The sequence below is a fragment of the Sulfitobacter sp. TBRI5 genome (assembly GCF_051013555.1).
In the GTDB taxonomy this organism is placed as follows: Bacteria; Pseudomonadota; Alphaproteobacteria; order Rhodobacterales; family Rhodobacteraceae; genus JL08.
Genome location: NZ_CP112884.1, coordinates 218,033 through 230,289, shown reverse-complemented (window position 1 = coordinate 230,289; position 12,257 = coordinate 218,033). Strand labels below are relative to the sequence as shown.

11 protein-coding genes are annotated in these 12,257 nt (G+C 60.2%); 1 reads left to right on the top strand and 10 read right to left on the bottom strand.

What is annotated here, in order from left to right; translation table 11 throughout:
• Positions 1-4: 4 nt before the first annotated feature.
• The 5 genes from OLX72_RS01235 to OLX72_RS01215 all read right to left on the bottom strand — a co-directional run bounded on the left by OLX72_RS01235 (position 5) and on the right by OLX72_RS01215 (position 6,085).
• Entirely contained in the window at positions 5-1,594 is a 1,590-nt protein-coding gene (locus OLX72_RS01235; protein ID WP_433989606.1) for an ABC transporter substrate-binding protein, read from the bottom strand.
• A gap of 118 nt (positions 1,595-1,712) precedes the next feature.
• Complete coding sequence (locus OLX72_RS01230; RefSeq protein WP_114869245.1) at positions 1,713-3,728, bottom strand: CocE/NonD family hydrolase; 2,016 nt, start codon at positions 3,726-3,728, stop codon at positions 1,713-1,715.
• A 31-nt stretch (positions 3,729-3,759) separates the two neighbouring features.
• A complete protein-coding gene (locus tag OLX72_RS01225) occupies positions 3,760-4,926 on the bottom strand; it encodes a glycerate kinase type-2 family protein (RefSeq protein ID WP_254684702.1) in 1,167 nt (388 codons plus the stop codon).
• Entirely contained in the window at positions 4,927-5,364 is a 438-nt protein-coding gene (dtd, locus tag OLX72_RS01220; protein ID WP_433990422.1) for a D-aminoacyl-tRNA deacylase, read from the bottom strand.
• A 46-nt stretch (positions 5,365-5,410) separates the two neighbouring features.
• A complete protein-coding gene (locus OLX72_RS01215) occupies positions 5,411-6,085 on the bottom strand; it encodes a nitroreductase (protein WP_114869247.1) in 675 nt (224 codons plus the stop codon).
• Between the two features lie 150 nt (positions 6,086-6,235).
• Here OLX72_RS01215 and OLX72_RS01210 point away from each other — a divergent pair, with 150 nt between their 5' ends.
• On the top strand, positions 6,236-6,655 hold the full coding sequence (locus OLX72_RS01210; protein ID WP_114872112.1) for an Hsp20/alpha crystallin family protein: 420 nt from the start codon (positions 6,236-6,238) through the stop codon (positions 6,653-6,655).
• Positions 6,656-6,699: 44 nt separating this feature from the next.
• On the opposite strand, the gene OLX72_RS01205 is transcribed toward OLX72_RS01210, so the two are convergent.
• Genes OLX72_RS01205 through OLX72_RS01185 form a run of 5 tightly spaced genes read right to left on the bottom strand, consistent with a single transcriptional unit; the run spans position 6,700 to position 12,111 of the window.
• The gene (locus OLX72_RS01205) at positions 6,700-7,818 is read right to left on the bottom strand and encodes a primosomal protein N' (replication factor Y) - superfamily II helicase (RefSeq protein WP_114869248.1); all 1,119 of its coding nucleotides are present in this window, start codon (positions 7,816-7,818) and stop codon (positions 6,700-6,702) included.
• Between the two features lie 44 nt (positions 7,819-7,862).
• Positions 7,863-8,963, bottom strand: a complete 1,101-nt coding sequence (locus tag OLX72_RS01200) for an SPFH domain-containing protein (RefSeq protein WP_433989605.1) — start codon at positions 8,961-8,963, stop codon at positions 7,863-7,865.
• A 45-nt stretch (positions 8,964-9,008) separates the two neighbouring features.
• Positions 9,009-9,977, bottom strand: a complete 969-nt coding sequence (locus OLX72_RS01195; protein WP_433989604.1) for a DUF2927 domain-containing protein — start codon at positions 9,975-9,977, stop codon at positions 9,009-9,011.
• Between the two features lie 13 nt (positions 9,978-9,990).
• Entirely contained in the window at positions 9,991-11,181 is a 1,191-nt protein-coding gene (locus OLX72_RS01190) for a toxic anion resistance protein (RefSeq protein WP_114869250.1), read from the bottom strand.
• A 30-nt stretch (positions 11,182-11,211) separates the two neighbouring features.
• The gene (locus OLX72_RS01185) at positions 11,212-12,111 is read right to left on the bottom strand and encodes a 5-bromo-4-chloroindolyl phosphate hydrolysis family protein (protein ID WP_114869251.1); all 900 of its coding nucleotides are present in this window, start codon (positions 12,109-12,111) and stop codon (positions 11,212-11,214) included.
• Between the last annotated feature and the right edge of the window lie 146 nt (positions 12,112-12,257).

The window sequence follows — 12,257 nt, the reverse complement described above, 5'->3', positions numbered from 1 at the left end:
GCCCTTATGCTTTCCAGGTCTTCTTGCACCCGTACCAGTTCATCATCGGGCCGTTGGGATCGGGTTCCCAGCCCTGAACGTCGTTGGACACCGCGTCGATGAAGTCGTTGAACATCGGCAGGATCAAACCGCCTTCTTCGTTCATCATGCGGCCCATTTTGGAATAGATTTCCTTGCGCTTGGCCTTGTCCAACTCGGCGCGTGCGGAAAGCAGCATCTCGTCGAACTCGGGCCGTTTCCAGCGCGTGTCATTCCAGTCTGCGGTCGACAGATAGGCCGTCGTGTACATCTGGTCCTGTACAGGGCGTCCGCCCCAGTAAGACGCACAGAACGGTTGCACGTTCCACACTTCGGACCAGTACCCATCATTGGGTTCGCGCTTGATTTCCAGCGGAATTCCTGCGGCTTGTGCAGATTGCTGGAACAACGCCGCGGCATCCACAGCGCCCGGAAACGCGCCATCTGCGGTGCGCAGGATGATCGGCGATCCGTCATGGCCCGATTTCTTGTAGTGCTCGGCCGCTTTCGCCAGATCGAATGCACGCTGCGGAATGGTTTCATCAAACAGCGGATAGGCTGCGTTGATCGGCATATCGTTCCCGATGCCGCCATAGCCCTGCAGGATCTTGTCGACCAGTTCCTGACGGTTGATCGCGTGTTTCAATGCAAGGCGCAGTTCGTTTTCATCAAACGGGGCCGTGTCGACATGCATGATGAACACATAGTGGCCGCGGCCGGAAACGTTGCGCACCGCCAGATTGGGCGCGCGATCCAGCAGTTTGGCAATCTTTGGTTCTACACGGTTGATCGCATCCACCTGACCCGATTGCAGCGCCGCGGTGCGGGCCGTTGCATCGTTCAGAACGATCACTTCGGCGGCTTCATAGTGCGCAACCGCATCGCCACCCCAATAATTCGGATTGCGCGAGAATGTCATGCGCACGCCGGGCTCGTCGGTTTCCAGATTGTAGGGGCCAGTACCAATTGCCGCTGTCGGATCGTCAAATCCGCCATCGGGCTGGATTTTCAGGTGATAGTCGGCCATCAGGTATGGCATGTCGGCGTTGCCGACACCCAGTGTCAGTTCGAACACATCGCCGTCAACGCGCATGGATTCGATGCCCTGTACGATACCCAGCGCACCGGATTTGGAATCTTCGTTTGTATGGCGCTCCATCGTGCGCATGACGTCTTCGGCGGTAACGGATTTCCCGTTCGAGAATTCGATGCCCTGACGCACCTTGAAGCGCCACGTTTTAGCGTCCGCGGATCCTTCAAAGCTTTCGGCGACCAGATTTTCGATTTCGCCATCCGGTCCAACCTCGACCAGAGTCTCGCCCCAGTGGTTGCCGCCGGCGATTGGCACATCGGATGCCCAAAGTGCCGGATCCTGGCTGTTGGTGGATTCGCCGCCCTGCACACCGATGCGGAATGTTCCGCCTTTGACAGGTCCGGCCGCTTTGACGGCATTTGCAAACATGGTGCTTGCTGCAACGGCGCTTACACCCATTGCGGCTGCTTTGCCCATAAATTCACGGCGTGACATGAGGCACTTTACGGTGCGCGTGGATAGATACTTTAGTTCGTCGTTCATGGAGTACTCCCGGTTGATAGGTCCGCCGTTTTTGGCGGTTTTTATTGAGTGATGAATCAAGTTTGCCGATTTTGTCGCATCCCGCAAGGTTTATTGGCAGGTTTCGATACAGCCTAAACTACATTTGATCGCGTGGAATCTGGTCTTCGATATCGCGTTCATAGATTTTTTCGTTGCCCTCAAAGGCAATCAGACGCGCGGTAAGGTAAAAATTCGATTCATCAGACCACATTTCAGAATAGGTTTCGGTGCGCAATTTTATGTCGCCGCGCTCCATTTCATCGCTCCAGTGCAGGCTGGCGCGGGCCGAAAGCGGATCACCGGGGTGAATCGTCCAGCGTTCGCGCGCGATCGATCCGGCGATCATGCCATGCTCGGCATCTTCGACCTTGCCAAAGTCATCTTCTACCACAAGATGCACTTCTCCGGTCTGGTGATCGATTTCGCTGCGCCGGATGTGGCTTTCATCGCGCAGGGTCCGGTATTGCCACGGGGCATCCGCATCTGCAGGGGGAAACCCCCATTCATCCTTGTCACCGGACGGGCGCAACGGCAGATCGATGTGCCCCTTGGACAGCGTTAAGGTGGCGGTTTGCGGCGATGGCCAGATCAGCGGCCAATAGGCCGACGACACCGCCACGCGGATGCGATGCCCGGCCGGCACGCGATAGGCGATATGATCCAGATCGAGTGCGATGGTGTAGGGCGTGCCCGGTTTCAACGCGGTCGGTTGTGCATGGCTTTCGCGATGGCTCAGGTTCAGCACACCATAGGTGATGCGGGTGCTGGCCCCGTCAGGATGGATGTGGTTCAGGCGGACCGCGATCTGTGCCTGCGGCCTGTCCGCATTTAACGTCAGGTGAACGCGCGGCGCACCGACAATGTCCTGATCCGCGCCAAGCGGGGCGGAGGTGAAACACGCCGACAGCGCATCGTCCGCGCGTTGATCCCCAGGCAGTTCGGGCCCCAGCCAGATCGCACAGTATTCCCCCGCCGATCCGCCGCAATGATGCGGTGAGGCCACAACGGCATTCAATGGGCCTTCGCTTTGGGACAGCCCGGTATCCGTCAGGTGATAGGCAGCCGTATTCAGATGCGATGTTGCACCCTTGTCTTCTGCAATCCAGTGTCCGGGGCGATGATCATACCATGTTTTCGGGCGCACCCCGTCCATCAGATAGGCGCGGTAATCAGGATCGTTCTGCACGTCGGTGTCGATGCCCTTAAGCCATTTATCCCACCAGCGCAGCGCCTCTTGCAGGAAGCCGATGCGCGGTTCGGGAACGGCGAAATGCGGATATTTGTGTACCCACGGCCCGACAATGCCCTTGATCGGCGCAGTCATGTTTTCGACCAGCAACGGCACCGTGTTCTTGTAACTGTCGCCCCAGCCGCCAATGGCCAGCGTCGCCGCCTTGATCGCGCTGAAATCCTCGCACACGGACCCGTGCTGCCAATAGGCATCGCGCCGTTGGTGGCGCAGCCAGACCGATGGCAGAAACGGTTCGTTTTCCAGCCGCTCCAGCCACATCTCGCGCCAGGCATCACCCACCAGCGCCGGATCGGGCGCGCGGCTGGAATAGGACCACATCGTTGCCCCCCAGCCCAGATTTTCATTCAACAGACAGCCGCCCTTGTAATGGATGTCGTCCGCGTAACGATCTGCCGTGGAACATAGCGTGATGATCGCCTTCAGCGGATCGGGGGCCAGCGCGCCGATCTGCAATCCGTTAAAGCCGCCCCAGCTGATCCCCATGATCCCGACGCTGCCGCTGCACCAGTCCTGCGCAGCCAGCCAGTTGATTACTTCGACACCATCGGCCAGTTCCTGCGGGGAATATTCATCTTCCATCAGGCCCTGGCTGTCACCGTTGCCGCGAATATCCACGCGGATGCAGGCATAACCGCGCCGCGCGAAATAGGGATGCGTCAGGGCATCCCGCGCGCAGGTACCATCGCGCTTGCGATAGGGCAGGTATTCCAGAATGGCAGGCACCGGATGGTCACCGGCATCCACAGGCCGCCAGACGCGGGCGGACAGGCGCGTGCCGTCAGACAGGGTAATACCAAGATCTGGCAGCTCTTCGATGTCGCGCAGCGCGTTCGGGGCGGGGGCAGGGGGTGTTCTGGTCATCCGCAGACGGTTGTGTGCCGTACAGATTCTGTCAAGCCCGCAACGCGACCAGCAGGTCCATCACGTTGGTGCCTGTCGGGCCGGTGCGCACCAGTGCGCCGCGCCGGTCCAGCCAGGTTCCGCTGTCGGCGCGTTCCAGCGCCTCATCCGCGCCCGGCCCCCATGTCGCGCCGTCGATAACTGCGCCGGCTGCATCGGTCGGGCCATCAGTTCCGTCAGTTCCGCCCACTAGGATCGTCAGCCCCTCGATCCCCTGAATCTCGCGTGCCAGCAACAGGGCCAGCGCCTGATTGCGCCCGCCTTGCCCTGCGGGGTCGGGCAGCACAACCGTCGGTTCGCCGCCGAAAACGGATATCCCTTTGGCAGATGCGATCAGGCGCGGGGCCAGCGCTGCTGCGATATCGTTGACATCGCCATATAGTATTTCGCTGTTTTCCACGCTCGGCAGGCCCAGTGCCGCAGCCTTATGCATCGCGGCATCGCGCGCAACACGGTTGCTGGCCACAACGGTCATGTCTGCGGCAAAGGGCGCGCCTTGCGGAACTGCCCCGATACCGGACCCGATCACCCCAATATCATCGCCCTGCACATCCGAAATGGCCAGAACCGTCACGGACCGTCCCGAAAACCCGGCCAACAATTGCCCGCCCTTGATCTGCGACAGCGTCTTGCGCCGCTGGTTCATCGCATGAATATCAAGGCCGGCGGCCAGCATTTCGCGGTTCGCGCGTGCCAGATCGTCAAGGTCCAATCCGTCGCGCGGCAATTCGGCCAGGGCTGATGCACCACCCGACACCAGAACCATAAGATGGCTGTCCGGGGCCATGGCGCCGACCGTATCTTTCAGCGCCTGGCCGCCCAGTATCGAATTCCGGTCCGGCACCGGATGTCCCGCTTCGATCAGGGTGACGTGATCCGGCAGGTCCGCTGCGTGTCCGTATTTCGTGACCACCAACGTTGGACAGCCGGTTTGGAAATGATCAATGGCCGCGCGCGCCATGGCACCTGCGGCCTTGCCCACGGCGATGATCTGGTCGGGCGCAGGCGCCGGGCAGGTGCGCAAAGCTGCCGCCACCGCCTGTTCGCCCCCCACCGCATCGACGCCGGCCTGCCAGACAGCCCGGACAGTGGCGCGCGCGCCATGGGGTTTCATAGGTGTTTCAGGCCCGTCATTTGCGCCGCTTCCCGAATGTGCCACCTAAACCTCCAACCACAACGTGACCGGCCCGTCATTGGTTAACGTGACGGCCATGTCCGCACCGAACGCGCCAGTGGCGACAGGTATGCCCAACTCCGCCATCTGATCACTGAATTTTTCATAGAGCGCCTGTCCCGTTTCAGGCGGTGCCGCGGACGAAAATCCGGGCCGGTTGCCGCGGGAAGTGTCCGCGGCCAGTGTGAACTGGCTGACGATCAATGCCGACCCGCCCACGTCCGACAGGGATTTGTTCATCTTTCCGGCATCATCGCGAAAAATCCGCAACTTGCTGATTTTCAAGGCAAGCCTGGCGCCGCTTTCTTCGGTATCGCCCTGCATGGCACAGACCAGCACCAGAAGCCCGTGTTTGATCTGGCCGATGATGGTGCCATCAACCTCTAAGCGGGCTTGGCTGACCCTTTGTATCAATGCTCGCACAAAACATCCTTTCGGGTTGCGGTTCGGGCGGATGGCACGGGCTTGATCATCCGTGCCAGCGCACGATGTCGGTGACATCCGCGCGCTCCGTGCGGAATGTGTTGGCGGGATGCCCGCTGTCCGGATAGCCGAACGAAATCGCGCACAGCACAAGCCGGTCATCGGCAATATCAAAATAATCATGCAGAAACCCGCCAAACGCAGCAACGGCGGCCTGCGGAATTGTGGCGATGCCCAGCGATTGCGCCGCCAGTGTGAACGCAGTGACAAAGCCGCCGCAATCCATGGCGCCATAAGCACCCAGTTCGGACGGGCTGTGCAGGATCGCCACATGTGGCGCATCGAACAGGGCGTAATTCTGCATCATTTGCCGCGCCGTTCCCGCCCTGTCCGATTTTTCGACCCCGACCGCATCATAAAGCTGATAGCCGCAGGCACGCCGGCGATCCTTGTACCGGCCCGAATATTGCGTTGGCCAATCCAGATCCGGTGCGGGCGGGTTATGCTCTGCGTGCGCGTAAAGTGCGGCGCGGAACCTGTCGGTTTCTGCGCCGCGGGTGATTTCCAGTTGCCAGGGTTGCGCATTGCACCATGACGGAACATGGCGCGCAGCCTCAACAATGCGGGAAATGTCCGCGCCGTCCACGGGATCGGGCAAAAACGCCCGGCAGGACCAGCGGGCCTGCAAGACCGACAGCAGCGTTTCATAAGGATCGGGCATTTCACGTTTCCTGGCAATAAAGTCGTGCCACTCTGTCCTGCCACACGCGGGCTTGCAAGCCGGTCCCGAACGCCGATTTGCGCCTGATCAAAATCAACACATGCGACTCGCGATATGCTTGGCCCGCAATCAGGAAAAGGAGAACAGTTCATGGTTGAGAAAACGGAACATGCCGGTTTGTGGCCCTCGCTTTACGATCCCTTCCGCGCGCTGGGATCGCGGGTGGCAGACTGGCTTAGCCCGGCCGCCGAAGCATCGGCAGGGGATGCCGCCTATACCATCAATATGGAATTGCCCGGCGTTGATGAAAAAGACGTGGACCTGAGCGTTGAAGACGGAGTTGTCACCGTGCGCGGCGAAAAAAAGACCAGCACGGAAAAAAGTGGCGACACATGGTTTTTCAGTGAACGCCAATACGGTGCCTTCCGGCGCTCGTTCCGGCTTCCGGCGGATGCCGATGAAAAGGCGGTGACGGCAGAAATGAAAGACGGTGTTCTGACGATCACGGCAAAAAAATCGGTGGCCGGCGATGCACCAAAGGCCAAACGCATTGAAATTTCGCGCGGGTAAAACCCAAATCGGGCGGCGGGCGGTGATCCGTCTGCCGCCATTTCTTACTGGTTTTGCGCCATCAGATAACCGATCGCACCCGCCACAACTGCGCCGACAACCACCGCAAATGCGATCTTGATCGCCGAATAGGGCCGTTCGCCCTGCACCCGTCCGGTGCGCCCGTTCACGACAAACCTGTAGGTCTTGCCACGGTACTTGTAAGCGGCAAGCCAGACCGGCAGCAGAATATGCTTGAACGTGACATCGCGCACTGCGGTTTCGATGGCGTGGATGCGCTGTCGATCGCCGCCGATATCGAATTTGACATCGCGCGCGATGATCGCGTCCATATAGGTGCGCGCCTGCTCAAAGCCGTCGGCCAGTTCAACGGAATAGGCCTCGGCGCGAAACCCGGCCAGAAATTCAGGGCGATAAGGTTCCAGCGCGCTGAGATCCCAGGGTTCCAGCGCGTCGGTAAAGGTTTTCGGCAGGCTGGTTGAGGCCAGCACTAGAACGTCGTCGAAAAACCGCGCAACCCGGCCCGATTTGGGCCGCCAGCGCACTTTGGCCACCTGTTGTTGCACGCGGCGGCCATCGCGCACGACCGTACGCGTCACATAATAGACGGTCCCCTGTTCCCCGCGATAAGAGGATCGGGTATCGGCATCAAACGTCCAGTAGGGCACGTAAATACCCTGCATCCGCCGCCCCTTGCGCGCGTATTGCTGCAATCCGCCCGGCGCGAACCACAGCCGCCCCAGCCAGTCTGTCATGGATTTGCGCGCGATGGTTTCGTCAAACCCGAACGGCAGCACACCGCGCGGTTTGATATGCCGGTTCAGCCCGGTGCCGCTGACCACCGGCGTGGCGCAGAACGGGCATTCCGTTGCGTGTTCATCTTCGCGGAATTCGACCTGTGCGGCGCAGTTCGGGCATTGGCTGACGCGGGTTTCCTCGATCTCGACATCGGGCAGGTTCTGATCAAGTGCGGCGCGAAAATCCAGTTCGCGAATGGCCGGTGCAATTGCGCCGGATTGCGCGATGGTACGCGTATCACCGCAGAAATCACAGATCAGCGTGTCTGTGCCCGGCGCATACCGGTAATCCGCGCCGCAGTTTTCGCAAGGAAACCTGTGGGACGCTTCGCTGGGTTGGGCGCTGCTGTCGCGGGGGTCAGGCATGATGCAGACGTTCGGATTTCCGTATTTTCAGCAAAAAGAACCGGTCAGATCTGTGGTGGCGGCGGCGGCAGGATAGTGAACAACTGGGCCAGTTCGCGCACGTCTTCCGCCCGCATCCAGCCGTCCTGCCCCGCGGTCCACACAAGGCTGTCGCGGGTCAGCGTGCCGTCCGTTGCCATGCGCCCCATCGACGCCTTGGAAAAGGGGCCTTTTGTCTGGCCGTTCTCGGCAATGTGCCAGACATGTTCCGCGGGCGGCGGGGGCGGGGCCGCAACCGGGCCCCAGGGGCCGGTTTGCTGCGCCATCTGCGCGCCCATCGCCATGCCCATTCCCGCGCCCAGCCCGGCAGAAAGACCATCCCCGCCGCCCGGTGTCTTGGCGGCATTGGTCATGGCTTCGGCGGCCGAATACTGGGTGAAACGGCCCAGATCACTCGCCAGCCCCATCGAGGTCCGCTTGTCCAGCGCGTCTTCGACAGCTGGCGGCAACGAGATGTTTTCAATGTAAAGCTCCGGGATCGACAGGCCGTATGCGGCGACGGGTGGCGCAATTTCGGCCGCGACCAGTTTGCCCAGATCGGCGGTGTTGGCGGCCATATCAAGCACCGGAATGCCCGAGGACGCGATCACCCGCGAAAACTCCTGAACGATGATGTTGCGGATCTGAAAGCTGATTTCATCCATAGTGAATTCGCCGTCGGTGCCGACGATTTCAACCAGAAAACGGGCCGGATCGGTGACCCGCACAGAATAGGTGCCAAAGGCGCGCAGGCGCACGGGGCCGAATTCGGGATCGCGGCACATGATCGGATTCTTGGTGCCCCATTTCAGATTGTTGAACCGTGTCGTGCTCACGAAATAGATTTCGGATTTGAACGGGGATTTGAAGCCGTGATCCCAGTGGTTCAGCGTGGTCAGGATCGGCATGTTGTTGGTTTCAAGCATATAAAGCCCGGGCGTGAACACATCCGCCAGCTGGCCTTCGTGCACGAACACGGCCGCCTGACCTTCGCGCACCGTCAGCTTGGCCCCGTATTTGATTTCGTGGCCTTCGCGTTCGAAACGCCACACCATCGTATCGCGGGTGTCGTCGACCCAGTGGATAACGTCGATGAATTCTCCGGTCAGAAAGTCGAAAATGCCCATGGCGTGCGGTCCTCTTTATGTGTCTGTGTTCGTCGCGGTTTCGTGTCAGTTATCACCCAGCAATTCGCCCGCGATCACGCGGACAACAGGCGCGGCCTCCTTTGCGCTCATGCCCTGGCTCAGGCGGGGATCATATAGCATTTTCAGCAGCAATTCGTCCTGGCTTGTCAGCAGGGCGAATTCGTCGTCATCATTGAAGATCGATGGCCGTGCCTGCGGGCTGTCATTGGCCAGCCCCAGCCCCTGGGCCAGTTCCTCGTGGATGCACGAGCGGCGCAGCAGATCGGGGTGTTCATCGCGCACCAGCGCGATGGCCGTGGTATAATTCTGGTCATTGCCGCTTTCGGAAAAGGCGGCGACCAGACAATGGATCGAACGCGGGATGTCGCGGAAGATGTCCACCGACTCCTCGGATATTCCGGGCACGATATCTCGGATCTGGTCCAGCGCATCGGGCCTGTCGTCTTCGTTCAGAAAGAACACGAAAAAATTGGCGTTGTTTGACGAATAGAAAATCGGATGGCCGGTGATCCGTGCCAGCCGCGCGGCATAGTTCTGCACTTCGGCCACATCGCGGTCCTGGCGGTCTTTTGAAACGGATTTGCCAAAAACGGCCTGCATAAGCACCGGCCCGCCCCAACGGCGCAGCGCACTTTGCGCGCCGCCCCCGCGGCTAAGGCCGGCCCCGCGCACATATTCGTCATAAAACGCGATACGCTCGAAATTCCGGGCCAGATCGTCCGCGCTGAACGGCGTGTCCGGCCCTCCGCCATCCTGGCGCAACAATCCGCGCACCAGCATGTCGTTCTGCACACGGGCATAATACCGCGTCAACGCAAGGCTTTCGTCCGACGGACCGCGCGCCACGCCGGTATCGGTGGGGGCCGACGGGCGCGGCGGGGGCGCCGTTGGTGCCGGCAATTGTGCAAGATCACAAGACGACATCGCCACCAGCGCCACCATGATGGCGCCGGTTCGCAAAACCCGCGAAAATCCGGGAATTCTTGCGCTCACATCCACTGGCCGTTTAACCCGGTACCGCAGTTCCGGCGGTATCACCCAAACCGTCGCGCCGCGCCTTGGCCGAGGCCAGAGTGTCGCGCAACTCGGCTTCCATTTTTTGCAGTTCGATTTCGGCGGCCGCGCGTCTGGCCTTGCCTTCGTCGGCAATCGCAAGGCTTTCATTGATCGTGCCCACCAGATCCGCATTGGCCTTTTTCACAGCCTCGATATCGAAAACGCCGCGTTCCATTTCCTGCCGGATGATCTTGTTGCTGTCGCGCAGGTTCTTGGCATTGGCGGTCAGCAATTCATTGGTCAGATCATTTGCGTCGCGTACGGCTGTGGCCGCTTCGGCGCTGCGCTGGATTGTAACGGCCTGCGCCAGTTGCGTTTCCCAAAGCGGCACAGTGTTGACCAGAGTGGAGTTGATTTTCGTGACCAGCGACTTGTCGTTTTCCTGAACAAGCCGGATTGATGGCAGCGATTGCATCGTCACCTGCCGGGTCAGTTTCAGATCATGAACGCGCCGTTCCAGATCGTCGCGCGCCGATCGCAGATCGCGCAATTCCTGCGCGGCCATCACCTGATCGGCCTCGGGTGTCTTTTCCACCTCGGATGCCTTGAGCGGGATCAGCGTGCCATCCAGTTCTTCCAGTTTTTCGGTTCCGGCGGCAATGTACAGCGCCAGTTCGTCGTAAAACTGAAGGGTCTTATCATAAAGGATATCCAGCGATTTGATATCCTTCAGCAGCTTGTGTTCGTGCCCCAGAAGATCGTCGGTGACCCTGTCGATCTGGCCCTGTACCTCTTCGAATTTCGCGGTGAACTTTGCAAAAGGGGCAGCGCGGCCCAGCAGTTTTTCCCACCAGGACCGGTCGCGGCGCACATCCAGTTCGCTGACCGAAAAGCCCCGGATCGTCGTGACGATATCGCGCAGGCTGTCGCCAGCAGGGCCGACATCCTTGTTGCGTACGTCCGCCAGCATGGATTGGCTGATTTCCTGCAATTCTGCCTGTGCGCCTGATCCGAAGGACACGATCGAATTGGTGTCTTCCATATCGATTTCGTCCATCCGTTTGCGGATTTCGGCGCTGACCGGTGCATCGGCTTTGGCCAGCGGAACGATTTCCTGACTGGGCTCGGGCAGGACAACGGCGGTCACTTCCTCGACAAGCTCGGCGGCGCTTTGGGCCTTTTGACGGACGGTATCGGACATGGGACACTTCCTTTGGTAAAACGGCGGGCGCTATTTCACGCGCACGCCTTCGCGTTTCAGACGATCCCGAAGGACCTCGATTTCAACAGTCATGTCGCTGCGGTCGTCCAGCAGCGATTTTCGGGTGCGGGCGGCAAAATTCTGATCCAGATCATCCAGCAGGGCAACATAATCCGCGCGCGCCTTGGGATCGCGGGTGCGACTGTAGACATCGGCAAACTTGATGGTCGCATCGCGCGCACCCTGAAGATACACCACCAAGTATTTGCGCGCTGCGGTCAGATCACGGGGGTCTTCCTCGACCGTGCGGATCAGATCGCGTGCGGTTTTCTGAAACGTTTCGACGCGCGCCTCGATCTTGCGGTCGCCTGCGCGCACAATCGCATCGGACATGGCGCGCAGATGTTTTTCGGCTTCGTCGACAACGCGTGCGACGCGGTCCTGCTGAAAGGTGTCGACCCCTTCCATGCCCTTGTTCTTAAGGGGATCGAACCCGAAACTGACGGAATGAAGAACCAGTGCGGCGATGCCATAAAGAAACGGTGCAATCAGACTGGGATCGGGCAGGCTGTGTTCGCCCTTGTAAGCGGCCAGCGTGACGCCGATCCCGGTAAGGACGCTTGCCGCCATCTTGCGCGGAAATGCAGGGCGGCGTGCCACTTTGCGGGCGTCATAGGCCGCCTGCGCGCGCAGGCCTTCGCGCAACAGCCACGCGGCCAGCGTCAGCACCGCAGCCGCGATCAGAGCGATTGATAATCCGATTGCGCCGTCATTCAGTGACAGAAAAACCAGCAACACGCCCGGTAGAAACAACAGGTTCGAGCGCGCGCCCGCCGGATCGACCCTTGCGCCATCAAACTGGCTGCGTGGCAACGGCTGGTCTGGTTCTGCAGCGTCGGGGCTGTACTTGCCACCAAACCGTTTAGCCATGGATCACAACCCCCCGAGCCAGCCGGTGGAAACGCCAAAAAGCAGCACAAGCAGTGCTGCATATGTGATTTTGCGGATGCCAGCCCCTGACATGTTGCGCCTCATCTGATCTGCAAAGATAGAAGTAAGCCAAGCGGCCCGCGCTT